Annotated in this window: 17 protein-coding genes; 12 read left to right on the forward strand and 5 right to left on the reverse strand. The window is 70.9% G+C overall.

Going from position 1 to position 25,757, the window contains the following annotated elements:
- The first annotated feature begins 14 nt into the window (after positions 1 to 14).
- A complete protein-coding gene (locus O7597_RS26060; RefSeq protein WP_281581020.1) occupies positions 15 to 2,111 on the forward strand; it encodes an RICIN domain-containing protein in 2,097 nt (698 codons plus the stop codon).
- A gap of 204 nt (positions 2,112 to 2,315) precedes the next feature.
- Here the strand turns inward: O7597_RS26060 and O7597_RS26065 are convergent, their stop codons facing one another.
- Together O7597_RS26065 and O7597_RS26070 are read right to left on the reverse strand one after the other, a co-directional pair.
- The gene (locus O7597_RS26065) at positions 2,316 to 4,112 is read right to left on the reverse strand and encodes a family 43 glycosylhydrolase (protein WP_281581021.1); all 1,797 of its coding nucleotides are present in this window, start codon (positions 4,110 to 4,112) and stop codon (positions 2,316 to 2,318) included.
- Entirely contained in the window at positions 4,109 to 5,626 is a 1,518-nt protein-coding gene (locus O7597_RS26070; protein WP_281583325.1) for a ricin-type beta-trefoil lectin domain protein, read from the reverse strand. The genes O7597_RS26065 and O7597_RS26070 overlap by 4 nt, the downstream gene beginning before the upstream one ends.
- Before the next feature lie 698 nt (positions 5,627 to 6,324).
- On the opposite strand from O7597_RS26070, the gene O7597_RS26075 reads away from it, so the two are divergent.
- Entirely contained in the window at positions 6,325 to 7,314 is a 990-nt protein-coding gene (locus O7597_RS26075; protein WP_269742740.1) for a LacI family DNA-binding transcriptional regulator, read from the forward strand.
- Positions 7,315 to 7,482: 168 nt separating this feature from the next.
- Here O7597_RS26075 and O7597_RS26080 read toward each other — a convergent pair whose 3' ends face one another.
- The gene (locus O7597_RS26080; protein ID WP_281581022.1) at positions 7,483 to 8,856 is read right to left on the reverse strand and encodes an endo-1,4-beta-xylanase; all 1,374 of its coding nucleotides are present in this window, start codon (positions 8,854 to 8,856) and stop codon (positions 7,483 to 7,485) included.
- A gap of 473 nt (positions 8,857 to 9,329) precedes the next feature.
- Entirely contained in the window at positions 9,330 to 12,074 is a 2,745-nt protein-coding gene (locus O7597_RS26085) for a beta-L-arabinofuranosidase domain-containing protein (protein WP_281581023.1), read from the reverse strand.
- A gap of 475 nt (positions 12,075 to 12,549) precedes the next feature.
- Between O7597_RS26085 and O7597_RS26090 the strand changes: the two genes are divergently transcribed.
- The 4 genes from O7597_RS26090 (at position 12,550) to O7597_RS26105 (ending at position 17,146) form a co-directional block, all read left to right on the forward strand.
- Positions 12,550 to 13,431, forward strand: coding sequence for a helix-turn-helix domain-containing GNAT family N-acetyltransferase (locus O7597_RS26090; RefSeq protein WP_281581024.1), 882 nt, complete (start codon positions 12,550 to 12,552; stop codon positions 13,429 to 13,431).
- A gap of 81 nt (positions 13,432 to 13,512) precedes the next feature.
- On the forward strand, positions 13,513 to 14,817 hold the full coding sequence (locus O7597_RS26095; RefSeq protein ID WP_281581025.1) for a M48 family metalloprotease: 1,305 nt from the start codon (positions 13,513 to 13,515) through the stop codon (positions 14,815 to 14,817).
- 104 nt (positions 14,818 to 14,921) lie between these two features.
- Positions 14,922 to 15,521, forward strand: coding sequence for a TetR/AcrR family transcriptional regulator (locus O7597_RS26100; RefSeq protein WP_281581026.1), 600 nt, complete (start codon positions 14,922 to 14,924; stop codon positions 15,519 to 15,521).
- Positions 15,518 to 17,146, forward strand: coding sequence for an isovaleryl-CoA dehydrogenase (locus O7597_RS26105; RefSeq protein WP_281581027.1), 1,629 nt, complete (start codon positions 15,518 to 15,520; stop codon positions 17,144 to 17,146). Before O7597_RS26100 ends, O7597_RS26105 begins: the two co-directional genes overlap by 4 nt.
- A gap of 45 nt (positions 17,147 to 17,191) precedes the next feature.
- Here O7597_RS26105 and O7597_RS26110 read toward each other — a convergent pair whose 3' ends face one another.
- Positions 17,192 to 18,274 (reverse strand): glycoside hydrolase family 19 protein, encoded by a 1,083-nt coding sequence (locus O7597_RS26110; protein ID WP_281581028.1) that lies wholly within the window; start codon positions 18,272 to 18,274, stop codon positions 17,192 to 17,194.
- Between the two features lie 321 nt (positions 18,275 to 18,595).
- Here O7597_RS26110 and O7597_RS26115 point away from each other — a divergent pair, with 321 nt between their 5' ends.
- From O7597_RS26115 to O7597_RS26140, 6 genes are all read left to right on the forward strand, one after another.
- Positions 18,596 to 20,707, forward strand: coding sequence for a cellulose binding domain-containing protein (locus O7597_RS26115; protein ID WP_281581029.1), 2,112 nt, complete (start codon positions 18,596 to 18,598; stop codon positions 20,705 to 20,707).
- A 194-nt stretch (positions 20,708 to 20,901) separates the two neighbouring features.
- On the forward strand, positions 20,902 to 21,732 hold the full coding sequence (locus O7597_RS26120; RefSeq protein ID WP_269742741.1) for an alpha/beta hydrolase: 831 nt from the start codon (positions 20,902 to 20,904) through the stop codon (positions 21,730 to 21,732).
- A gap of 120 nt (positions 21,733 to 21,852) precedes the next feature.
- The gene (locus tag O7597_RS26125) at positions 21,853 to 23,010 is read left to right on the forward strand and encodes an acyl-CoA dehydrogenase family protein (protein WP_281581030.1); all 1,158 of its coding nucleotides are present in this window, start codon (positions 21,853 to 21,855) and stop codon (positions 23,008 to 23,010) included.
- Positions 23,007 to 24,155 (forward strand): acyl-CoA dehydrogenase family protein, encoded by a 1,149-nt coding sequence (locus tag O7597_RS26130; protein ID WP_281581031.1) that lies wholly within the window; start codon positions 23,007 to 23,009, stop codon positions 24,153 to 24,155. Before O7597_RS26125 ends, O7597_RS26130 begins: the two co-directional genes overlap by 4 nt.
- Positions 24,156 to 24,243: 88 nt before the next feature.
- Positions 24,244 to 25,026 (forward strand): ATP-binding cassette domain-containing protein, encoded by a 783-nt coding sequence (locus tag O7597_RS26135; RefSeq protein ID WP_269741336.1) that lies wholly within the window; start codon positions 24,244 to 24,246, stop codon positions 25,024 to 25,026.
- Positions 25,026 to 25,745: an ABC transporter ATP-binding protein gene (locus O7597_RS26140; RefSeq protein ID WP_269741337.1), complete on the forward strand. Its 720-nt coding sequence runs from the start codon at positions 25,026 to 25,028 to the stop codon at positions 25,743 to 25,745. Before O7597_RS26135 ends, O7597_RS26140 begins: the two co-directional genes overlap by 1 nt.
- The last annotated feature ends 12 nt before the right edge of the window (positions 25,746 to 25,757 follow it).

Raw genomic sequence — 25,757 nt, forward strand, 5'->3', positions numbered from 1 at the left:
CCTGAAGGAGAATCATGATTGCCATTGGTGAGGTCCCACGGACCCTGCCGGGCCGGCGCGGCTGGCTGTCACGCGCGGCGGCCATCCTGGTGGCGCTGGTGGTGGGCGGCTCCCTCGCCGCGGTGGCGCCGTCGCCCGCGGTCGCGGCCACGGTGGACACCAACGCGTGGTACGTACTCGTCAACCGCAACAGCGGCAAGGCGCTCGACGTCTACAACCTGGCCACCAACGACGGGGCCCGGATCACCCAGTGGTCGCGTAACGACGGAAACCATCAGCAGTGGCAGTTCGTCGACTCCGGCGGCGGCTACTACCGGCTCAAGTCGCGGCACTCGGGCAAGGTGCTCGACGTCTACAACTTCTCCACCGCGAACGGCGCGTCGATCGTGCAGTGGAGCGACCACAACGGCACTAACCAGCAGTTCCGGCTGGCCGACTCGGCCGGCGGCTACGTGCGTCTGATCAACCGCAACTCCAACAAGGTGATGGAGGTGCAGAACGCCTCGACCGCCGACGGCGGCAACATCGTGCAGTACGACGACTGGGGCGGTGCCAACCAGCAGTGGCAACTGGTCCAGGTCGGCAACGGCGGCACCCCCACCGACCCGCCCCCCGGCGGCAGCTTCACCAACCCCGTCGTCTGGCAGGACTTCGCCGACGTAGAGGTGATCCGGGTCGGCGAGGTGTACTACATGACCGCGTCCACCATGCACTACTCGCCCGGTGCCCCGATCCTGCGCTCGTACGACCTGGTGAACTGGGAGTTCGCCGGACACTCGGTCCCCCGGCTGGACTTCGGCACCAAGTACGACCTACCCGCCGGGCAGCAGGCGTATGTGGAGGGCATCTGGGCCTCCACGCTGAACTACCGGCCGAGCAACCAGACCTACTACTGGGCCGGGTGCATCAACTTCGCCCAGACCCACATCTACACCGCCACGGCCGTCGACGGCACCTGGAGCCGGCACGCCACCCTGCCGCAGTGCTACTACGACGCGGGGATGCTCATCGACGACAACGACACCATGTACGTCGCGTACGGCAACGGCACCATCAGCGTCGCGCAGCTCTCCGCCGACGGCCGCAGCCAGGTCCGGGCCCAGCAGGTCTACCAGACCCCGTCGAGCATCGGCACCCTGGAGGGCGCACGCTTCTACAAGCGCAACGGCGCGTACTACATCTGGCTGACCCGCCCGGCCAACGGCCAGTACGTGCTCAAGTCCACCAACGGCCCGTTCGGCCCGTACGAGCAGCGCCAGGTGCTGCTCGACATGCGGGGTCCGATCTCCGGCGGCGGAGTGCCGCACCAGGGCGGGTTGGTGCAGTTGCCGAACGGTTCCTGGTACTACATGGCCTTCACCGACGCGTACCCGGGCGGCCGGATGCCGACCCTCGCGCCGATCACCTGGACCGCGGACGGTTGGCCGCAGGTGCAGACGGTCAACGGCGCCTGGGGGGTCAACTACCCGAACCCGCTGCCGCTGCGCCCGGTCAAGCCGCTCACCGGCGTCGACACGTTCGCCGGCACCACCCTCGGTCCGCAGTACGAGTGGAACCACAACCCCGACAACAGCCGGTGGTCGGTGAACAACGGGCTTCGGCTGCAGACCGCCACCGTGACCAACGACCTCTACCGCGCACGCAACACGGTCACCCACCGCATCCAGGGGCCGACCTCGACCGGCACGGTCGAGATCGACTACTCGACGATGCGCGACGGTGATCGCGCCGGCCTGGCCATGCTGCGCGACGTCTCGGCGTGGATCGGCGTCCGACGGGACAACGGTGCCACCCGGGTGGTCATGACCAACGGGCTGAACATGAACAGCAACTGGGACACCAGCAGCACCGGCAGCGAGATCGCCAGCGCCGCGGTCTCCGGCGGACGGATCTGGCTGCGGGCCAACGCCGACATCCGGCCCGGCTCCGGTCGGCAGGCGCGTTTCTCGTACAGCACCGACGGGGTCAACTTCGTCCCGCTGGGCAACGCGTTGACGCTGAACAACAACTGGACGTTCTTCATGGGTTACCGGTTCGCCATCTTCAACTACGCCACCCAGGCGCTGGGTGGATCGGTGACGGTGCGCCGCTTCGAGTTGGCCACGCCGTGAGGTGACGGTTGACCGGTCCGGCGCCGTACCGGTGCCGGACCGGTCGACACCCACAGAGACCGGGGCCCTGCCGCCCGCCCGCCGAGCGAGCGGCAGGCCCCTCCTCCGGTCCGGCGATTGCCGCCGCCGGCAGCCGGGGGACATGCGGGTGCCGGGTGGGGAACATCCCCACCCGGCACCCGTCCGTTCTCGGCTACCTGTGGCTCAGGCGGCGCGGGACCACTGCATGCTGGCCGCGGAGCCGCACGTACGCTGCTCCAGGGCGGCACCGGCAGCGGTGGAGCCGCCGACCACGTTCAGGCACTTGTTGCTGTTGACGTTGACCAGCTGGTGGTAGCCGTCGCCGGTCGATCGCCAGGTGAAGACCTGGTTCAGGCCGTCGTGGCAGGTGTACTGGATGATCTGCGCACCGTCGGCGGTGGAGACGTCGCGTACGTCGACGCACTTGTCGCTGTGCACGCTCTGCAGCCGTACGTTGCCGTTGCCGGCGTCGAGGAAGCGCCATTGCTGCCAGGCGTTGCCGTTGCTGCTCCACTGACCGATCACCGCGAGGTTGTCGAGGTTCGGCTGCTGGACGTCGACGACCTGCCCGCTGTTGCGGTTGACGATCCGGTAGGCCGTCGGGGCGCTGCCACCCCCGGCGAACTGCCACCAGTTGACGTTGAACAGGCTGCCGCTGCCGCCGGCGAAACGCAGGTAGAGATCGCGCGTACCGGTGGCGCCGCTCACCCCGCAACTGGTGGTGGTCCAGGTCTGCCATCCGCCGGTGCCGGCCACCGTGCAGGTGCCGACGAGCGGGCCGCTGGCGCTGTCCAGCCGTACCTCGATGCGGCCACCGCTGGTGGCCGAGGCGACCCGCGCGGAGAAGGTGGTCGCTCCGGTGCCGAAGGCGACCCCCTTGACCTTGATGTAGTCGCCGTTGTCGATCCAGCCGACGTTCATGCCACCCTCGCTGGCCGGCTCGGTCTCGATGCCGGAACCCCAGGCGATCGTCTCCGCCTCCTGGCGCACGTACGGGTTCAACGTGCCGACCTGGGGTGCCCCGGCGGTGGTCATGTTCATGGTGGGGATGGTTCCGTTGGAGCCGTAGGTGAACTTCTCCACCGCGACCGACCGGGTGTACCCGCCACCGCCGGGCAGCGCACCGTTGTGGTAGAAGAAGTACGACCCACCGGCGAAGTCGATCACGCCGGGGTGGTTGGTGAAGCTGGAGCCCTGCCGGGGCATCACCGTTCCCCGGTACGTCCACGGACCGGTCGGGCCGGGTGCCGTCGAGTAGCCGATGAACTCCGAGCAGCACTCCGCCGCGAACACGTTGTAGTAGAGCCCGTTGCGCTTGTAGACCCACGGCCCCTCCTCGTAGAGGGTGGGCCGGCTGGCGTTTCCGGTCCGGGTGCCGAAGCCCGCCGTGGTGAGCGGGATCTGGGTCGGACCGCCGGAGAACGAGATCATGTCGGGGTTGAGCCGCACGTACCACAGGTTCGGGTTGCCCCAGTACAGGTACGCCTGACCGTTGTCGTCGATGAACGCGTGCGGATCGATCTCGCCGTTGCCGACCAGTGGACGGCCGAGTGCGTCCCGGAACGGCCCGGTCGGGCTGTCCGCGACCCCGACCCCGATGACCATCTGCCCGTTCGAGCGTTGCCGGACCGGCACGTACCAGTAGAACTTCCCGTTGCGGGCGATGACGTGCCCGGCCCAGGCGTTGGCGTCCGCCCAGGCGAAGGTGGCCAGGCTCATCGGCGTGCCGTGGTCGGTCCAGTTCACCATGTCGGCCGAGGAGAAGACCCGCCAGTCACGCATGGTGAAGTAGGTGGAGCCGTCCTCGTCGTGTCCGGTGTAGAGGTAGACCCGACCGTCGTGCACCATCGGTGCCGGGTCGGCGGTGTAGATGTGCTGGACGATCGGGTTGTCGGCCCGCGCGAGGCCGGGTAGCAGGGCGATCGTGCAGGCCACGCTCGCGAGCACGGCGACGAAGCGCCGGAGCGCCGTGGTGCTCATGCCCGACTCCACCGCTGGTTGGTGTTGCCGTGGCAGGACCAGAGGATGACCGCGGTTCCGTTGGCCGTACCGGCGCCGTTGACGTCCAGACACAGCGAGGGGAAGCGGCCGTTGCTCACCGTGCCGTTGCCGTTGAACGTCCACTGCTGGTTGGTGCCGCCGTTGCAGTCCCAGACCTGCACCCGGGTGCCGTTCGTCGCGTTCGTCGGCACGTCCAGGCACTTGCCGAGGATCCGCAACGTCTGGCCGTTCTGGGTGATCTGCTGGTTGGGGTTGCCGTGGCAGTCCCAGATCAGGGTTCCGGTGCCGTTGGCGGTGTTGGAGTTGTCGAGATCGAGGCAGCGCCCGGCCGATTCGCTGCGCAGCCGGAAGGTGCTCGGGACCGGCGGGTTGGTGGTGCCGCCACCGCTGACCCGGTACACCACCGTGCCGTGCGCCGGCACGCTCGCGGAGATGGCACCGGTGGTCGTCGAGGTGCCGCCGGTCCACGCGTTCTGCAAGGTGAACGAGCTGCCGGTCTTGCCGATCGCCGCCGCGGTGGTGGAGATGGTCGTGGTGGAGTTGCCCTGGTTGAACAGGGCGACCGCGACGTCACCGTTGGCCAGTCGCTTGGCCAGGATCCGCCGGGTGCCGTCGTGCGAGACCTGCACGGCCTGCAACCCCAGGGTGTCCTGGTTGATCGCGATCAGGTGCTGGTTGCGCAGGATGTCGAGCGTCGCGGCGCTCGCCGAGCGCAGGTCGTTGCCCATCATCAACGGCGCCGCCATCATCGCCCACAGCGCGAAGTGGCTGCGCATCTCGGTGTCGTTCATGCCGCCGTTGCCGACCTCCAGCATGTCCGGGTCGTTGAATCCGCCCGGCGCGGCGTAACCGGCCAGCGGCACGTTCACGTTGACGATGTTCTGAATGCCCATCGGGTAGCCGTTGGTCTGACCGCTGTCCCAGGTGTTGGTGATGTCCTCGGTGGTCCGCCAGAGGTTCGCCACGTCGCTCCAGTTGCGTTGTGGCCCGGTCTTCTCGTGGATGCTGTTCGAGTTGATGCTGTAGACGATCGGCCGGCCGGTGGCCGCCAGCGCGTCGCGCATGATGCTGAACCGCGCCACCTGGTCGTTGATGGTGCCGGTGGGGGAGCACCAGTCGTACTTGAGGTAGTCCACGCCCCACGCGGCGAACTGCCGGGCGTCCTGGTACTCGTGTCCGAGGCTGCCGGTGGAGCCGGGGAAGGAGTCGAAGTACTGGGCGCAGGTCTGGTCCAGGGGGCCCTGGTAGATGCCGAACAGCAGGCCGCGGGAGTGCAGGTAATCGCCGAGGGCCTTCATGCCGCTGGGGAATCGCTGCGGGTGGGCCTGGAGGTTGCCCTGCGCGTCCCGGTCCGGGTTGAACCAGCAGTCGTCGACGACGACGTACTTGTACCCGAGGTCGCGCAGACCGTGGTTGACGATCGAGTCGGCCATCTGGCGGATGAGGGTCTCGTTGATGTTGCAGCCGAACGTGTTCCAGGTGTTCCAGCCCATCGGCGGGGTGCGGGCGACGCCGTTGTTCAGCGCCTGCGCCGGCCTGGGGGAGACGACCCCGTCGGCGAAGCTCGCGGCGAGCGTCACCGTCAGGATGCCGAGGGCGGCGGTCAGCCACCTTCTCGCGCTACGCACGTTGGATTCCTCCTTGTGTCGGTGTGGTGGTCGGTGCGGCCGCCGGCGTGGCGGCGTGCGGCGGGGGCGGCCGGGTGGAACTCCGCGCGCATCCGGCGTACGCCGCCCACGTACGCGTGCAGTCCTCCGGGACGCCGATGTGCCAGGCCCGGATGTCGCCGGTCGTCACGCCGTCCCGGGCCCCGCACGGCTCCCGCCGCGCCGTGTCGGCAGGTGCCGTTCCGATGACAGGAATGTTATCGCTATCATCTATGCCTGTAAATTGTCCGTTGCCGCTCGTGCAGCCTCACCGAAGTGTTGACACGCGCAGCCGACCCGACAGAGAAGTAACGCGTGTGACCGCTAACAGGTGGCCCTGCCGGAAGCTGCGGTCGGCCCGGCGGTCACCGGGGCGGCTGCTGGCGCTAGACTGTGCGTGATCTAGCGCTCTCCACCCGGACGGCACGGCCGGCGTGGGCACCGCGCGAGGGGATCTTTGTACCTGAGCCGTGCCAGTCATCGCCGACGGGCTGCGGCGATGACTGGATTGCGGGGAGTGTGAGATGGCCGTACGCGATCCTGCGATGACGGACGTGGCCCGCCTCGCCGGTGTTTCCCACCAGACGGTCTCACGCGTGCTCAACGGGCACCCGAACGTGCGGGAGCAGACCCGGCTGCGCGTCCAGGCGGCCATCGCCGAGCTCGGCTACCGGCCGAACCGGGCGGCCCGTGCGCTGGTCACCGGCCGATCCCAGGTGATCGGCGTGGTCGCGCAGAACACCACCCTCTACGGTCCGGCCTCGCTACTGGCCGCGCTGGAGCAGGCGGCCGCCGAGTCCGGTTTCGCGGTCAGTGTGGGTAGCGTGCGTGACCTCGACCATCGGTCGATTTCCGCGGTGGTCGAGCGGCATCTGGCGCACCGGGTCGCCGGTATCGTGGTGATCGCGCCGGTGGAGTCGGCGGGCGAGGCGCTGGAGCGCCTACCCAAGGACGTGCCGCTGGTGACCGTGGACGGTGATCCGCACCGACCGATGCCGCTGGTGACCGTGGACCAGGCCGCCGGCGCCCGGGCCGCCACCCAGCACCTGCTCGACGCCGGCCACCGTACGGTCTGGCACGTTTCCGGCCCGTCGGACTGGTTCGACAGCGCCGGCCGCATCGAGGGGTGGCGGGAGGCCCTGACCTCGGCCGGGGCGGAGATCCCGCCGCTGGTGCCGGCGGACTGGTCCGCGGCGGCCGGCTACCGGTGTGGGCAGATGCTGGCCCGAATGCCCGACGTCACCGCCGTCTTCACCGCCAACGACCACCTGGCCCTCGGAGTGCTGCGCGCCCTGCACGAGCACGGCCGCCGAGTGCCGGACGACATCAGCGTGGTCGGCTTCGACGACGTGCCCGAGGCCGCCTACTTCATTCCGCCGCTGACCACCGTGCGCCCGGATTTCGGCGCGGTGGCCCGGGCGAGCCTGGAGATGCTGCTCACCCAGATCGAGTCGGTGAGCGGCGGTGCCCTGCGCCGGACCATCGCCCCGACCCTGGTGGCCCGCCGAAGCGTAGGCCCACCTCCCCGCCGCTGACCCCACCCCACCCACCCCACCCACCCACCCACCCCACCGCCCGGCCCCTCGGCGCGGTGATCAAGAGGTTTGCGTCGGATTTCGTGCTGGACGCGACCAGAACTTCTTGATCAACCGGTGGGTGGGGCCGGGGTGGGGCCGGGGTGGGGTGGGTGGGTGGGGGAGTGGTCAGGTGGCGGTGCAGGTGGGGGTGGCGGATGGGCCGACGCCGGTGCCCTGGAAGCCGAACTCGGTGCTACCGCCCGCGCCGACCTGGCCGTTGTAGCTGACGTTGGCGAAATCCACCGTCCCGGTGCTGCCGCTGGCCTGCGCGTTCCAGGTGCCGGTGACCGCCGCCCCGCCGGGCAGCGTGATCCGTACGGTCCAGCCGCGGATCGCGGCACTGCCGGCGGTGACCCGGACGGTGGCCACGAAGCCGCCGTTCCAGGAGTTCAGCGACACCGACGCCGAGCAGCCACCGCCGCCCGGCGGGGGTGCGGTGGTGGTCGGTGGCGCGGTGGTCGGGTTCGGTCCGCTGACGCTGTTCAGCGCGTTGAGCACCGAGGTGTACGCGGGCTTCTTGTTCCCGTTGCCGTCGAACAGCAGCGGGTTGTCATCTCGCCACGAGGCGGCGTCCCAGACTCCCCAGACCGTGATACCGGTGCAGCGCGTCACGGCCAGGCAGGCCCGGGTGACCCGTTCGTAGATGCTCGCCTGGTTGGCGCCCTGGGCGACGTCCAGCTCGGTGATCTGCACGTCCACGCCGAGGTCGGCGAAGCGTTGCAGGTTGGCCTGGTAGTCGCCGGCGAGGGTGGTGCCGAGGTGGGACTGGAAGCCGACGCAGTCGATGGGTACGCCGCGCTGTTTGAAGTCGCGCACCATGTTGTAGATGCCGGTCGACTTCGCGTTGATGCCGTCGGTGTTGTAGTCGTTGTAGCAGAGTTTGGCGCCGGGGTCGGCGGCGCGGGCGGCGCGGAAGGCCGCCTCGATCCAGTCGTTGCCGGTGCGTTGCAGGTTCGAGTCCCGCCGTGCGCCACTGCCGCCGTCGGCGAACGCCTCGTTCACCACGTCCCACGAATGGATCTGTCCCCGGTAGTGGGTGGCCACCCGCGTGACGTGGTTGATCGCCGCGTTGCGCAGCGCGGTGCCGGACAGGTTCTGCGCCCAGCCGGGCTGTTGCGCGTGCCAGAGCAGGGTGTGACCACGTACGGACATCCCGTTGGCCCGGGCGTGTGCGACGAGGCGGTCACCGGCGCTGAAGTTGAAGACGTTCTGCTGGGGTTCGTTGGCGTACCACTTCATCTCGTTCTCGGCCACGATCGAGTTGAACTCGCGATTGAGGATCGTGGCGTAGGCGGAGTTGGAGAGCTGGAACGAGTTGGTGGCGGCGCCGAAGTAGCGGCCGCTCTGTGCCGCCGCCGCGCCGAGGGTGCTGGCGGCGGCGTGTGCGGAGGGCGCGACCAGCGCGGTGGAGACGAGCAGCGCGGCACCGGCCGCGACGGACATCAGCACGGTACGCGGCCGGACGCCCACGCCCCTGCCTGCGGTGGTTCTGGTTCTCATCGACGTGCCCTTTCGATGGTGGTGGTTCGGCGTGCCGCCGCGAATCGGCTGTCGACTGCCGTGAACCCGGGCCCGGATCTCCCGAAAACGGGCGCGGTGAGTCGACCCGAACGCGGATCGCACGGATTGCGCGGTGAGTCGAGGTGTGCCGGTCGCCGATGACGGCGGCCGTTCTCCGAGGTGCGCGAAGATCCGTCGAGGCGTGCCCTTCCGCGCGGATTGACAGCGCGCGGCGTCTCGCGGGTGCGGCCCGGACAGGCCGCCGGGCGGGGGTCGGCGGGGTGACCGCCTCGGCCCGGTGGCCGGTGGCCTCGAACAGGAGCGTGCCCGTTGCTCCTTGCCCGAAGCTAGCATGTTATCGATAACATGCTCAAGCGATGATGGTGGATGTATGGGTGGTCCAGGACGACGGCCGAGGCCGTCGGACACGACCCGTGGGTGGTGCCCGGCGGCCTCGGTGACGACGGGTCAGCTCAGATGAAGCGCCAACGGTGGTCGCCTGCGCCGCTGTCGTCCCAGATCACGATCTGGGCACCCTGGCTGGAGGAGGCACCGGTGACGCCGAGGACCCGCCCGCCGTTGGCGGACTGGATCCGGAAGTAGCCGTTCGCGGCGTACCGCAGCCGCCACCGGTTGCTGGCCGCACCGTTGTCGGCCCACTGCACCACCCGGGCGCCGTTGCCGCTGCTGCCGTTCTCCACGCCCAGCACCTTGCCGCTGTGGGAGTTGCGCAGCCGCAGGTAGCCGCCACTGTCCACGATCGCGGTCCAGAGGTGGTCGGCGGTGCCGGTGTCGCCCCACTGGATCACCAGTCCGCCGTCGGCGGTGGACATGTTCTGCACGCCCAGCACGAGACCGGTGGCCAGGTTCTGGATCCGACGGGCGCCGTTGGGCACGAACCGCCACTGGTTGTCCGGCGTGCCGTTGTCCGGATCCTGCACCACGCGGGCACCCTGGGCGGTGGAGCCGTTCAGGGTGGCGAGCAGTTTACCGGTGTGCCCGTTGCGGATCTTGTGTGACCCGTCGCCGACGTCCACGATCGTCCACCGGTGGTCGGCCGTGCCGGTGTCGGACCACTGCAGCACCTGCGCGTTGTCGGCGGTCGCCATGTTCTGCACGCCGAGCACCTTGGCACTGTTGGCGTTGCGGAACTTCACCGCGTTGCCGTCGACGACCAGCTGCCAGTCGTGGTCGGCGGTGCCGTTGTCGCCCCACTGCAACGCGGGCGCCCCGTCGGCGGTGGACATGTTCTCGATGCCGAGCACCAGGCCGCTGGCGACGTTGGCGAGCCGGAACGTCGCCGTCCCGGCGCCCGGGGACTGGCCGTTGGCGTTCCAGTAGACGGTGTAGTTGTGCCCGTGCGCGTCGTAGAACGGGATCAGGTTGACCGTGGCGCCGTTGGCGGTGGCGGTGAAGGCCAACGCCGAGGTGCTGGTGCGGTTGACCGAGGTGGTGGCCAGGGCGGGCAGGGCGGAGAGCGCGGTGTTGCCGTAGTTGCCGGAGAGCACCGCGGGGCCGTAGGTCAGGGCCACCACGTTCGGGTCGTCGTTGGCCGGCTGCACGATCACCCGCATCGGCAGCCGTACCGCGACCGTGTCGCCAGAGGCCCAGGATCGGGTGAGGGTGGCGTAGGTGCCCGGGGTGGTGGTGATGTTCTGCGCGGCACCGTTGACGCTGATCGTCGCGCCCTGCGTCCAGGCCGGGATGCGGATCCGCATCGTCCACGACCCGCCGACGTCGCCGGTCACGGTGAGGGTCGTGGTGTCGCTGACCGGGTAGGTGGTGCTCTGGGTGACGGTGATGCCGCGCTGCGACCAGGTCAGCACCGAGGGCATGAACAGGTTCACCGTGAGCGTGGTGTCGTTGTGGAAGTAGATCGAGTTCATCAGGGTGGTGTTGGTTTCCAGTTGCGAGCCCTGGCAGCACCAGAAGGAGTTGTAGTCGGTGCTCCAGGTGCCGCCGCCCCACGCCGGCCCGACGCCCCGTCGCCCGCCGGGGTTCAACGGGGTGAAGTACGTGATGTGGCCGTGGTTGTCGGCCGGATTCTGCGCCCCGATCAGGTGGTTGAGCAGCGCCCGCTCGTAGAAGTCGAAGTACGCGACCCGGTTCGGGTCGAGCAGCCACAGCTCCCGGGTCAGCTTGAGCATGTTGTACGTGTTGCACGCCTCGCAGGTGTCGTTGCGCAGGTAGCTGGCTATGGCGTTGGGCGCCCGGAAGTGTTCGGCCTGGCTGTTGCCGCCGATGACGTAGGTGTGGGCGTTGACCGTCATGTTCCACGCGTTACTGGCGATGTCCCGGTACCGGGTGGTGCCGGTGGCCTTGAACTCGCGGGCCGCGCCGATCCACTTCGGTACCTGGGTGTTGGCGTGCAGCCCGTTGAGCTGGTCGGAGTTGGCCGCCAGCGGGTTGAACACGGCGTTGTGGTCGAACCGCTGGGCGGTGGTCAGCCAGCGGGCGTCGCCGGTCTGCTGGTACAGGTCGGTCAGCACGGCGTTCATCCCGCCGAACTCGGTGCCCAGCATGGCCTGCATCTGCGCCGAACTCAGTCGGCTGGTGCGCCAGTCCACCCAGCCGGCGAACGCCAGCAGGACGTCGCGGGCCTGGTTGTTGCCGATGTACCGCCACACGTCGAGCAGCCCGGCCAGGGTCTTGTGGATGGCGTAGTACGGCACGTTGCCGTTGTTGAGCGTGCGGTTCTCCACGGCGGTGAAGTCGGACTCGGGGAAGCCGCTGAGGTAGCCGGTGTTGAAGCCCGCGGCACCGTTGTTGGCCTGGCACTTGGCCAACTCGGCCACCATGTGGTTGGCCTTGTCCCGGCAGGTGGTGTCGCCGAGCACCGCCCACAGGTACGACCAGGCGCTCAGGAAGTGCCCCTGCGAGTGGGTGCGGAACGGGAAGTTGGGGGCCTCCCAGCCGCCCAGGGCCGCCGCACCGGCGGTGGACAGCCGGTGGTTGGCGCGGAAGTTGTAGAGCAGCCGGTTGACGTCGACGAAGCGCAGGTAGTTGACCGTGCGGTTCTGGTTGTCCAGCCAGCGGCTGGCGGTCAACCGCACCTGGCCCGGCTCGAAGGCGTGCGCGGATACGCCGAGGTCGGGCCGCGCCGGGGGCAGCGCGGCACTGGCGGTGCCGTTGGCCAGTGCTGGGCCGACGGCGGTGGCGACGGCGGCCGCGCCGGCGGCCCGGAGCAGGTGGCGACGGTTGAGGGACGGGTAGGGCATCACGACCTCCGTGGTGGCGTGGGGGAGCGCCGCCCGACCCGGCGGGGGTGGTGGCCTACCGGGCGGCGAGGAACGGTGCGATGACGTCGACGCGTGGCGTGCAGCGCGCGTCGTCCGGACCCGGCGCGGGTTTCGCTGCGGTGACGACTGCCGCCATGTTTGTCGATGTTATCGCTAACATACGCGGCCCTTCATGGCTACCGCAAGACGTCGGGAACGGGTCCGGCGAGGCGACCCGAATTGACTCTCGACCGGGTCGCGGTCGGAGGGTGCCGAAGGCAGCCAGCCGGCGCTCCACCGAGACCGGCCGGGCGGTCGGCGACGGGGGTTCATGGTGGTGGCGGCGAGTGGTGACCGGGCGACGGTGCCGGGTACGTACCGGGCGTCCCTGGCGGTACCGACCCTGTGCCGCTCGTCCGGCAGCTCGGCCCCGGCGGGTGTCCGTCGCCCTAATATCTGACTAAAGTCAGCAATCATGGATCGTGCACTCGTGGATGTGGTGCGGCGCTTCAACCGCACGGTGACCCAGCGCGTTGGCGCACTTGACGACAGCTATCTCGCCCGCGACCGGCCCCTGGCGCAGTCGCGGCTGCTCTGGGAGATCGGCCCCGACGGTGCCGAGGTCGCGGCCCTGCGGACCCGGCTGGATCTCGACGCCGGCTACCTCAGCCGACTGCTGCGCACGTTGGAGGGCGCGGGCCTCGTCGTGGTGGGGCCCGCTGAGGGGGACGGTCGGGTGCGGACCGTCCGGCTCACCGACGCCGGTCGCGCCGAGTGGCATCTGCTGGACGGCAGGTCCGACGAACTGGCCTGGTCGGTCCTCGCACCGCTCACCGACGGCCAACGCGCCCGGCTCACCTGCGCCATGGCCGAGGTCGAACGCCTGTTGATGGCGTCGCTGGTCACCATCGAACCCTGCCATCCCGGCGAGCCGCGGGCCCGCGCCTGCCTGCGCGCGTACGCGCGGGAACTCGTCGCCCGGTTCGACGCCGGCTTCGAGCTGGGGCAGGGCGGCACCGACGAGCAGGAATACCTGCCTCCGGCCGGGCTCTTCCTGATCGCCACCATCTCGACCGAGGCGGTGGGCTGCGGTGGGCTACGGCTGTCCCCGGGGGAGCCCGCCGAGATCAAGCGCCTCTGGGTGTCGGCGTCGGTGCGCGGGCTCGGCGTCGGGCGTCGCCTGCTCGGCGAGTTGGAGCGGCACGCCGTGGCGTCCGGCGCCGTCAGCATCCGCCTCGACACCAACCGCACCCTCACCGAGGCGATGCGGCTCTACCGCGCCGAGGGCTACCAGGAGATTCCGCGCTACAACGACAACCCGTACGCCCACCACTGGTTCGCCAAGCCGCTGACCTGAAACGCCCGCTGGCAGGTACCCGCCAAAGCCCGGCGATGGTGCGCCGTTGACGGGGACATAGCAGTTGATCACACTGTCGCGGTGCCCATCGCGCGTGACCGCATCCTGTCCGAGCCGCGGGTCGGCTCCTGCCCGAACTGCGCCAGCACCGAGCTGTGGACCGTCGTCGACCAGCCACCCTGGTGCGGGCGTTGTGAGTGGAATCTCGGCGTCGCCGCTTCGAGTGCCGTCGGCCGTCTCGGCCGGTCTCTCGAACGGCTCGATCGTCGTGCCGGGTTCCGGGCGGACCGCCGCCTGGCCCAGATGGCCACGCAGTTGGGTGCTTCCCACTCCTGGCTGACGCCTGCCTTCCTGCTGCTCGGGCTGGTCTCGTTCGTGCTGGTGCTTCTTCCGGTAGGTGCGCTGGCCGCCGCCGTGTGGCTGCTGGTCGACGGCGTGGGCCCGTTGATTCTGCCGCTGCTGCTCGCCGCCGTTGCCTACGCGCTGCGTCCCCGCCTGGGCAGCGTCCGACAGGTGGTCAGCGGCGCCTACCGGTTGACTCCGCAGCGGCAGGCGGCGCTGCACCGTCTGGTCGAACGGGTCGGCGACTCTGTCGGCGCACCGAAGCCCGACATCATCGTGCTCAACGACGAGTGGAACGCCGCGGCGGCAGTCGTCGGGGTACGCAGGACCCGAGTCCTGCTGCTCGGTGTCCCGCTCTTGGTGGGCCTGTCGCCGCAGGAGATGGTGGCACTGATCGGTCACGAACTCGGACACTTCCGCTGGGCCGACTCACGCCGTCGTCTCCTCACGCAGCCGGCCCGGACCTTCTTCGGCATGCTCGCGACCGCGACCCGGCCGCCACACGGGGACGCGCACGACAGGGACGTGGCGGGCATCTACGCCCTCGTCTACACACTCTGGCAACTGGTCGGAGGTGTCGTCAGTTGGCTGCTGTTCGTCGTACACCTCGCGATGAACACGCTCGACGCCCGGGAGGGGCGTCGAGCGGAGGTGCGTGCCGACGCGATGGCGGCGAGTGCGGCGGGCAGCAGCGCGGCTCTCAGCATGATCGACGTCTTGGCGTTGTCGCCTGTGCTGGCGCCTCTCGTCAGCGCGCATCCAACGCCGGGGGTCGCGATGGACGTCTGGCGGCGGGCCATCGCCACCACCCGTGCGGAGCAGGCAGTGCGGCTGCCGATGCTGCGTCAGCTCACCATCCGCGAGCACGCGTCACTGCTCGCCAGCCATCCGGCGCCGGGCCGGCGGCACCAGGTGATCTCGGGAATGCCCCACCGGGACGCCTCGGTCGTGGTGACTCCCGACGAAGCGGCCTCCCTCGATGCCGAGCTGCGGCCATTCGTCGAGGCGCTGCGCAAGCAACTCGCGCAGGCGTACGACCTGTGACCGGAGCCACCTGAGGCGCACCCGGCGCGGACCGTGCCGTGCGGCGGTACCGGTCGTCGGGCGGGTGCTTGCCGGCAAGAAATGAATGATGGTTCAATCCTTTGGTGGCCTACCGGAGCACCGAGCGGGTGAAGGCGCGGCTGACCGCCTCGCGGGAACGCATCGTGGCCGCCGCGACCGGCATCCTGGCCGAGCACGGCTACGCCGGTTGCTCGGTGGCCGCCGTCGCCGCGCGGGCCGGGCTGGCCACCGGCAGCGTCTACCGGCACTTCCCGGCCAAGGCCGACCTCTTCGCCGAGGTTTTCCGCACCGCCAGCCAGCGCGAGGTCGACGCCGTCACCCGGGCCGCCGCGGCCGAGCACACCGCCGCCGCGCGGGTCCGCGCGGTCATCGAGACCTTCGCCGGCCGGGCACTACGGTCACCACGGCTGGCGTACGCCCTGCTCGCCGAGCCGGTCGATCCGGCGGTGGAGGCGCAGCGGCTGGTCTTCCGGCGGGCCCACGCGGCGCTGCTGGCCGGCTACATCGCCGACGGCGTGGCCGGCGGTGAGCTGCCGGCGCAGGATCCCGAGCTGACCTCCACCGCCGTGGTCGGCGCACTGGCCGAGGCGATGGTGGGCCCACTGGCCGCCGGTGTCGCCGGCCCGGACACCATCGGCGGCCTGACCACCTTCATCCATCGCGCGTTGGGAGTTCCGTCGTGAGCACACACGAGGTGTTCAACCAGGTGCCGCCGCTGGTCGGCCACGACACGGCGGACGAGCCCGCGCTGCTCGACGCGCTCGCCCGGGAGGGCGCCGACTGGGCAACGGCCGAGGTGCGCGAACTCGGCCGGCTGGCCGGCACCGAACAGGCCGCCGAGCACGGCCGGCTGGCCAACGACCATCCGCCGGTGCTGCGGACCCACGACCGCTACGGGCACCGGGTCGACGAGGTGGAGTTTCACCCCTCCTGGCACGAGTTGATGCGTACCGCCGTGACGCACGGCCTGCACGCCGCGCCCTGGGCCGACGAGCGGCCCGGCGCGCACGTGGCCCGGGCCGCGAAGTTCCACGTCTGGCGGCCCGACGCCGGTCACGGTTGCCCGATCTCGATGACGTACGCGGCGGTGCCCGCGCTGCGGCACGCCCCCGACCTGGCCGCCCGCTACGAACCGTTGCTCACCGCCCGCAGCTACGACTTCGGGCTGCGGGAGCCGCAGCGCAAGCGAGGGCTGCTGGCGGGCATGTCGATGACCGAGAAGCAGGGCGGGTCGGACGTGCGGGCGAACACCACCACGGCGCGCCCGACGCCCGACGGCAGCTACCGGCTGGTCGGACACAAGTGGTTCACCTCGGCGCCGATGTGCGACCTCTTCCTCACCCTCGCCCAGGCGCCCGGCGGGCTCACCTGCTTCCTGGTTCCCCGGGTGCTGCCCGACGGCACCCGCAACCCGATGCGGCTGATGCGACTCAAGGACAAGCTGGGCAACCGCTCGAACGCCTCCGCCGAGGTGGAGTACGCCGAGGCGGTGGCCTGGCGGGTCGGCGACGAGGGCCGGGGCGTGCGCACCATCATCGACATGGTGAACCTGACCCGGCTGGACTGCGTGATCGGCGCGGCCTCCGGCATGCGTCACGGTGTCGTCACCGCCACCCATCACGCCGCCCACCGGCGGGCGTTCGGTCGCTACCTCGTGGACCAGCCACTGATGCGCAACGTCCTGGCCGACCTGGCGGTGGAGTCCGAGGCCGCCACCGTGCTGATGATGCGCCTGGCCGGGGCGACCGACCGGTCCGCCCGGGGCGACGCGGCCGAGACGGCGTTCAAGCGGATCGCCCTCGCGGTGGGTAAGTACTGGGTCTGCAAGCGGTGGCCCGGTCACGCCGCGGAGGCCCTGGAGTGCCTGGGCGGCAACGGCTACGTGGAGGAGTCCGGGATGCCGCGACTGTTCCGCGAGTCGCCGCTGAACTCCATCTGGGAGGGCTCCGGGAACGTGGCCGCGCTGGACGTACTGCGGGCGCTGGCCGGCCAGCCCGAGGTGATGGCGGCGTTCCAGTCGGAGGTGGACGCCGCCGCGGGCGCCGACGCCCGGCTCGACGCGGCGGTCCGTCAGGTGCGGGCCGCCCTGGCCGATCCGGCCGATCTGGAGGTACGCGCCCGTCGGGTGGTCGAACAGATGGCGCTGGTGTTGCAGGGCGCGCTGCTGGTGCGTCACGGCCACCCGGGGGTGGCCGACGCCTTCTGCGCGTCCCGGCTGGGCGGCGACCGGGGACATGCCTACGGCACGTTGCCGGCCGGCGTCGACTTCGCCGCGATCATCGACCGGGCCACCCCGAAGGTCGGCTGACCGGTCCGGCGCCGCCACGGTGGGCGGCGGCGCCGGAGCCGGGGATCAGCAGTAGAGGTTCGCTCCGGCGGGCACCCCGAGGATGCCCACGAACTGCTGGTACCGGGTGACCCGACTCTGCACCTGGGCGGGGTTGCCGCCGTTGCACTCGATCGAGCCGTTGATGCTGCGGATGGTCTGCCCGAAACCGGCCCCGGTGACCATCGCGCTGTGCGCGGTCATCGTGCCGGGCCCGTTCTGCGTCATCCAGTACCAGATGGCGGTCTTCCAGGCCACGGCGGCGTCGTTCTGCACCAGCCACGGGTTGGTCAGCAGCGGCAGCCCGAGGGCGTTGCCGGCCGCGTGGTAGTTGAAGTTCCAACTCAGTTGGATCGGTCCCCGCCCGTAGTACGCGGCCTGCCCGGCCGGGCAGCCGTACGGCTGGCCGCCGTCGCAGTAGTGCGGGTAGTTGGCGGTGTTCTGCTCCACGATGTGCACCAGGCCGCCGGTCTCGTGGTACACGTTCGCCAGGAAGGCCGCCGCCTCCTGCCGCTGCACCGTGGCGCTGCCGGTGCGGGCGAACGCCGGGTAGGCGCTGAGCGCGTTGACCAGTCCGGCGTACGAGTAGAAGGAGTTGCGGTTCGGGAACATCTGGTGGAACTGGGCCTCGCTGACCACGAAGCCACCCGGGTTGGTCGGCGGCGGGTTGCTGGTGGGTGGCGTGCCCGAGCAGGTGTACGGGTCCCAGTACCAGGTGCTGATGATCGGGTCGTAGCCGGGATTGTCGTGCTCGGCGATGTAGTACTGGCCGTTGGTGTACCGCACGATGCTGCCGGCCGGGTACCAGGTGCCGGCGGTCCAGTTCGGATGGTTGCAGGTGCCGCCCGTGGGCGGCGGGGTGCTGCCGCCGCAGGCGCCGAGGTCCTGCCAGACTCCGGTGGTGCCGGGCGGCGCCTCGTTCTGGGTCCACCACTTCGCCTGGTAGTTGCGGCCGTTGTGGGACGCCTGCATGCCCGAGGTGTAGACCGCGGTGGACCGCCACCCGGCGGCACAGGCTGCGGCGGAGGCGGCGGTCGACGGGATGACCGCCAGCAGCGCGCCGGTGAGCGTCAGTGCCGCGAACGCGGCCAGGGCGCGCCATCTCGACATGCGATCACTCCTTTCCGAGGGGAGGGGACGTCGAAGGGCGGAACGACCATCGACGGGCATGATGGTATCACTCACTGTTCATAAACCTTACTATTAGTTCCGAGCAGTGAACCGGGCGTTGAGCCGGGCCCGTCGTTGTGGGATTCTTGGACGCCGATGCGTTGTCGCGCGTGTGAGTGACCGTCGCCCGATGGGCAACCGGAGCCGCCACGGTTCCGGGGGACGACGGCCGAAGACGGATTCGTCTCTGTTCCACCGGTCCCGAGCCCGACATGTCGGGCTCGGGACCGGTGGATCTCCGCGTGACCGCGAAGGAAGATCATGGAAATCTCGAACCGGCACGGAGTTCGACCCCTGGCCCCACCCCGGAGACCGGCCCGACGCGCGCCCGTCCTTGTCGCGGTGGGCCTGCTGCTCGGCAGCGCCGCACTCGTCGGCGTCGACCAGCCCAGCGCCGCGGCGGCCACCACGCCGGTGGCGGTGACGGTGAACGCGCGGGCCGGGCTGGCCACCGTGCCCGACACCGCGCTCGGCGTCAACCACGCCATCTGGGACTCGCAGCTGGGCACCACCGAGACCTCGGATCTGCTGCGGGCGGCCGGTGTGCAGATGATGCGTTATCCCGGCGGCTCCTACGCCGACATCTACCACTGGCGGGACCACACCGCGCCCGGTGGCTACGTGGCCCCCGGCACCGACTTCGACACCTTCATGGCCGGCGTGCGGCGGGCCGGTGCCCAGCCGATGATCATCGCGAACTACGGCACCGGCACGCCGGAGGAGGCGGCCGAGTGGGTCCGGTACGCCAACGTGACGAAGGGCTACGACGCCCGGTACTGGACGGTCGGCAACGAGAACTACGGCAACGGGCACTACGGGTCGGCGTGGGAGGCCGACCACCACCCCGACAAGAGCGCCACCTACTACGCGAACCTCGTGGTCGAGTACGCGGACGCGATGAAGGCCGTCGACCCGAGCATCAAGGTCGGTGCGGTGCTCACCATGCCGGCGAACTGGCCCGACGGGTTGACCGCGGGCGCCGACCCGGGCCCGTGGAACCAGACCGTGCTGTCCATCGCCGGCCAGAAGATCGACTTAGTCGACGTGCACTGGTACCCGGGCGGCAGCGCCGCCGAGTCGTTGCCCCGCACCAGCCACATCACCGACGCGGTCCACCTGCTGCGGGAACAGATCACCAGGTACGCCGGGCCGGACTCCGGTCGAATCGGCATCAGCCTCACCGAGGTGAACGTCACCTCCCAGGGGATGACCAGCCAGCCGGCCGCGTTGTTCCTCGCCGACGCGTACAGCGGACTGCTGGCCAACGGCGTGTTCACCGTCCACTGGTGGAACGTGCGCAACGGCATCGGGCAGGTATCGACCGTGGCCGGGCAGACCGACTACGGCGACTTCGGCATGCTCTCCAGCGGCACCTGCACCTCGAACGGATCGGTCTGCGAGCCGCCGTTGAACACGCCCTTCGCCGCGTACCACGGGCTGTCCATGATGAGCCGCTTCGCCCGTACCGGCGACCAGTTCATCCGGGCGGCCAGCGACGAGCCGTTGGTGGCCGCACACGCGGTACGCCGGACCAACGGCGAGGTCGCGGTGCTGCTGGTGAACCGGGATCCGGACAACGCCCGGGAGGTCGACATCGACTACGCGGGCTTCGCCCCGTCGGGTGGGGAGCCGACGGTGCACACCCACACCAACGGGGCCACCGCCATCACCACCAGCCGCTCCGGCAGCGCGACCAGTCGGACGCTGCCGCCGTACTCCCTGACCACGCTCGTGGTGGCAGCGGCCGACCCGGGCGCCGGGCGGCCCGGTGCCCCGGGGCAACCCACGGCCACCGACGTCACCGACCGGACGGCGACGATCTCCTGGCCGGCGGCGACCCGGGGCGCGAGCCCGATCGCCAAGTACGAGGTGCACCGGCAGTACGGCGCGGTCAGTGAGCAGCTCGGCGAGACCACGGACACCGCACTGACCGTGGACAACCTCGTCCCCGGGCGCAGGTACACGGTCAACGTGCTGACCCGGGACACCGCGGGCCGGGTCTCGTGGGCGTCGCCGCCGCTGACCTTCACCACCGGCAGCCCGGCCACCAGCAGCTGCGGAGTCCGCTTCACCCGGACCACGGACTGGGGCAACGGCTACGTGGCGAACGTCGACATCGTCAACAACTCGGACACCGCGATCGATGGCTGGACGCTGACCTGGACCTGGCCGACGACGTGGCAGCGGGTGGGCAGCGGCTGGAGCGCGACCTGGGAACAGGTCGGTACCACCGTCCGGGTCACCGGCACCGACGGCAACCGTCGGATACCCGCCGAGGGCGGCACGAGTGCCGGCTTCGTCGGCGAGTACAGCGGGCCGAACGTCACACCGACCGCGTTCCGGCTCAACGGCACCCTCTGCACCGTCCAGTGAGGCCGCCGGCGTCGCCGGTGGAGCGATCGCGCTCCACCGGCGCCGCCGGGACTGGTGATTTTGCCGATGCGGTGCTGGCGGAGCGCCGCAAACACTGATCGCAGTCGATACCACTCCGACCAAAGGGAGTATCCGACGTGCGATCTACCACCACCAACCGTCCCCGTTCCATCTCCCTCCTGGCCCGGCTGGCGATGGCCGCCGTCCTGGCCACCGGTGGCGTCGTCGCCACCTCGTCCCCGGCCCAGGCCGCCAACCCGTACGAGCGGGGACCGGCGCCGACGAACGCGATCCTGGAGGCCAGCCGCGGCCCCTTCGCCACCTCGTCGACGAGCGTCTCCTCACTGGTCAGCGGCTTCGGTGGCGGCGTCATCTACTACCCGACCACCACCACGGCCGGCACCTTCGGCGCGGTGGCCATCTCGCCCGGCTACACCGCCTCCTGGTCGAGCCTGGACTGGCTGGGCCCACGGATCGCCTCGCACGGCTTCGTGGTCATCGGCATCGACACCATCACCCGGTTCGACCAGCCGAGCAGTCGGGGCCGGCAACTGCTGGCCGCGCTGGACTACCTGACCGAGCGCAGTTCGGTGCGCGGCCGGATCGACGCCAGTCGGCTGGCCGTGGCCGGACACTCGATGGGCGGCGGCGGCAGCCTGGAGGCCGCGGCGAGCCGGCCGTCGCTGCAGGCCGCGGTGCCCCTGGCGCCGTGGAACCTGGACAAGAACTGGTCGAACCTGCGGGTGCCGACGCTCATCGTCGGCGGCGAGTACGACACGGTGGCCTCGGTCTCGTCGCACTCCGAGCCGTTCTACAACAGCATCCCGGCCTCGACGGAGAAGGCCTACCTCGAACTCAACGGCGAGGGCCACTTCTTCCCCAACACGGTCAACACCCCCACCGCCAAGCAGATGGTGGCCTGGCTGAAGCGGTTCGTCGACGACGACACCCGGTACGAGCAGTTCCTCTGCCCGGGTCCGAGTGGCCTGGCGATCGAGGAGTACCGCGACACCTGCCCGCACTGAGGGCGGCCCGGGGCGGCCAGGTACGCGTCCGTCCCGGGCTCCATCCGGCCGCCGGTCTTCCGTCCCGTGGACCGGCGGCCGTATATTGCACCGACAGTGCAACAATGTTGGAGGTGGTGAGTGTCCGACCACACGGCCGACGGGCTGCGCCGGCTGGTCGCCGCGTTCCTGCGGACGCACGACCCGAGCGGTGACCGCACCGGTTTCCTGCGCGCCCGCTTCGACGCGGGGCTGGCCTGGGTGCACCATCCGCCCGGTCGCGGTGGCCTGGGCGCGCCACCGCACCTGCAGGCGGTGGTGGACGACGCCTTCACCGAGGCCGGCGCGCCGGACAACCAGCCCCGGCGCAACAGCATCGGGCTCGGCATGGCCGCGCCCACCCTGCTGCGGCACGCCACCGAGGCGCAGTGCCGGCGCTGGCTGCGACCGCTGTGGACCGGCGAGGAGGTGTGGTGCCAGCTGTTCAGCGAGCCCGACGCCGGTAGCGACCTGGCGAGCCTGCGTACCCGGGCGGTGCCCGACGGTGACGACTGGGTGGTCGACGGCCAGAAGGTGTGGACCTCCCTGGCCCATGAGGCGCGCTGGGCGATCCTGCTGGCCCGTACCGACCCGGCGGCGCCGAAGCATCACGGCCTGACCTACTTCGTCTGCGACATGACGGCACCGGGGGTGCGGGTGCGGCCACTGCGGCAGGCCACCGGTGAGGCGGAGTTCAACGAGGTCTTCCTGACCGGGGTCCGGGTACCCGACGCCCACCGGATTGGGGAGGTCGGGCACGGTTGGCGGATCGCCCGCACCACCCTGATGCACGAGCGCGTCGCCATCGGCGGACGGCCGCTGCCCCGGGAGGGCGGGATGGTCGGGGTGCTGGCCCGGTTGTGGCGGGAACGACCGGACCTGCGCACCGGCGGCCTGCACACGCAGGTGCTCCGCGCGTGGGTACGCGCCGAGGCCGCCCGACTGGCCGCGCTGCGGCTGCGGCAGCTGGTCGCCGCCGGCCAGCCCGGCCCCGAAGGTTCGGCGGTGAAGCTCTCCTTCGCCGAGCTGAGCCAGCGGATCAGCGGTCTGGAGGTGGAGTTGCGCGGCGCCGAGGGGTTGCGGCACGACGACTGGACGATGCGTCGGCCGGTGGCCCCGGACCTGCTCGGCCGCACCGCCACCTACCGCTACCTGCGCGCCCGGGGCAACTCCATCGAGGGTGGCACGTCGGAGATCCTGCGCACCATCATCGCCGAGCGGGTGCTCGGGCTGCCCGCCGAGCCTCGGGTGGACCGATGACCGACCTGCTCTACGACGCCGACGAGGAGGCGCTGCGCGACAGCGTCCACGCGCTGCTGGCCGCGCACGCACCGTGGCAGCGGATCCTCGCCGCCGTCGACGCGGGCGAGCCGTACGACGGGGCGTTGTGGCGTCGGCTGGTCGACCAGACCGGGGTGACCGGTTTGGCGGTGCCCGTCGAGCACGGTGGCGCCGGGGCCGGTTTCCGCGAGGTCGCGGTAGTGCTGGAGGAGCTGGGCCGGGCGGCCGCGCCGGTGCCCTTCCTGGGCACCGTGGTGGCCACCCGCGCGCTGCTCGCCTGCGGTGAGTCCAGCCTGCTGCGCCAGGTCGCCGCCGCCGAACGCGACGTGGCGTTGGCCGTCGGCCTGGCCACCGCGCCCGACGCGGATCCGGGGCCGGTCACGCTGGGACCCGGTCCGACGCTGTCCGGCCGGGTGCTCGGGGTGGCCGACACCGTCCCGCACGGCCTGCTGCTGGTCCCGGCCGCCGACGGGTTGTACGCCGTCGACGGCGCCGACCCGGCGGTACGCCGGACTCCCGTGGTGTCGCTGGACGTCACCCGACCGCTCGTCGACCTCGAGTTCACCGCCGCACCCGCCCGACCGGTCGCCCGGGGCGCGGTGGCCGCGACGGCGATCACGGCGGCGCTGACGGCGGGCGCGGCGCTGCTCGCCTCCGAGCAGGTCGGGGTGGCGCAGTGGTGTCTGGACACGACGGTGGACTACGTGCGGCAACGCCACCAGTTCGGCCGGCCGGTCGGCTCGTTCCAGGCGGTCAAGCACCGGTTGGCCGATCTCTGGGTGGAGCTGACCGAGGCCCGGGCGGTGGCCCGGTACGCGGCCGACCAACTCGGCACCGCGCCAGCCGACGGGCGGGCGGTCGGTTCGGAGGCGGCGCTGGCCGCCGCGCTGGCGCAGGCGTACTGCGGTCCGGTGGCGGTCCGGGCGGCGGAAACCTGCGTCCAGTTGCACGGTGGGCTGGGCTTCACCTGGGAACACCCGGCCCATCTCTACCTCAAGCGGGCCAAGAGCACCGCGATCGCCTTCGGCACGGCCGACCGGCACCGGGAGGCCCTGGCCCGGCTGGTCGACCTGCCCGGACCGGGCACCGGCGACGGCGCCACGAATCGTTGTACCGGTAGGTAACAACCAGGCATCGAGGGTGTTGACGAAACACGCGAGAAACGTACACTCCGAGTGTAATAAGTTTGGTCGTGCGGCGAGGGGCGGGTTGATGGCGGACGGTCTCGCACTGCACCAGGTCGGCGTCCGCTTCGGCGGCCTGACCGCCCTCGACGACGTCTCGCTGACGGTCGGGCCGGGCGAGGTGGTCGGGGTGATCGGCCCCAACGGGGCCGGCAAGACCACCCTGTTCAACGTCGTGTGCGGCTTCGTCACCGCGCACACCGGCACGCTGACCCTCGACGGCCGACCGCTGCGACCGCGACCACACCGGCTGACCCGGCTGGGCATCGCCCGGACACTGCAGGGCACCGGCCTGTTCGCCGGGCTCACCGTCCTGGAGAACGTGATGGCCGGGGCCAGCCACACCGCCCGCGCCGGGCTGCTGCCGGCCCTGCTCGGGCTGCCCCGCAGCGACCGCGACGAACGCCGGCTGCGCGAGCACGCCCACGCCGTCCTGGCCGACCTGGGCATCACGGAGTACGCCGAGGCCGCGCCGGACACCCTTCCGTTCGCGGTACGCCAGCGGGTCGCGCTCGCCCGCGCGTTGGCCGCCCGCCCCCGGCTGCTGCTGCTCGACGAGCCGGCCGGCGGTCTCGGCGCCGACGACGTGGACACGCTCGCGGAGCTGATCCGGCAACTGCCGCACCGGGCCACCGACCCCTGCGCGGTGCTGCTCGTCGAGCACCACATGGACCTGGTCATGGCGGTCTGCGACCGGATCGTGGTGCTGGACTTCGGGCGGGTCGTCGCCACCGGGTCGCCCGAGGCGGTCCGCGAGGATCCGGCCGTGGTGGACGCCTACCTCGGTGCGGCCGTCGACGAGGCCGCGTAGTGGCCGGCGACCTGCTCACCGTCGAAGCCCTGGCCGCCGGCTACGGGCCGGTGCCGGTGCTGCACGACGTCGACCTGCGGGTGCCCACCGGCACCATCGCCGCGGTCATCGGCGCCAACGGTGCCGGCAAGACCACCCTGCTGCGCACCCTGTCGGGCATGCTGCGCCCGACCGCCGGTCGGATCCTCCTCGACGGCCGTGACCTGCGCGGCACCCCGGTCGAGCAACTCGTCCGGCGGGGCATGGCGCACGTGCCGGAGGGGCGCGGCGTGATCGGTGAACTCACGGTGGAGGAGAACCTGCGCCTCGGCGCGTTGTGGCGGCGGGACCGCACCGCCGCCGGGCACGCCCTCGACGAGGTCTACCAGCTGTTCGAGCCCCTGGCCCGACGGCGGCGACACCTCGGCCACCAGCTCTCCGGTGGCGAACGGCAGATGCTGGCCCTCGGTCGGGCCCTGGTCGGCCGGCCCCGCCTGCTGCTGCTGGACGAACCGTCGCTCGGCCTGGCTCCCCGCGTGGTGGCCCAGACCATGGCGTTGCTGCGCCGGCTGCGCGACGACACCGGGCTGACCGTGCTGCTGGTCGAGCAGAACGTGCGCAGCGCCCTGGCCGTCGCCGACCAGGGCATCGTGATGTCGCTCGGGCGGGTCGCCCTGGCCGCACCGGCCGCCCGGCTGCGCGACGACGCCGACCTGCGCCACGCCTACCTCGGATTCTGAAGCGCAAGGAGG

The organism is Verrucosispora sp. WMMC514 (assembly GCF_027497295.1).
GTDB lineage: Bacteria > Actinomycetota > Actinomycetes > Mycobacteriales > Micromonosporaceae > Micromonospora > Micromonospora palythoicola.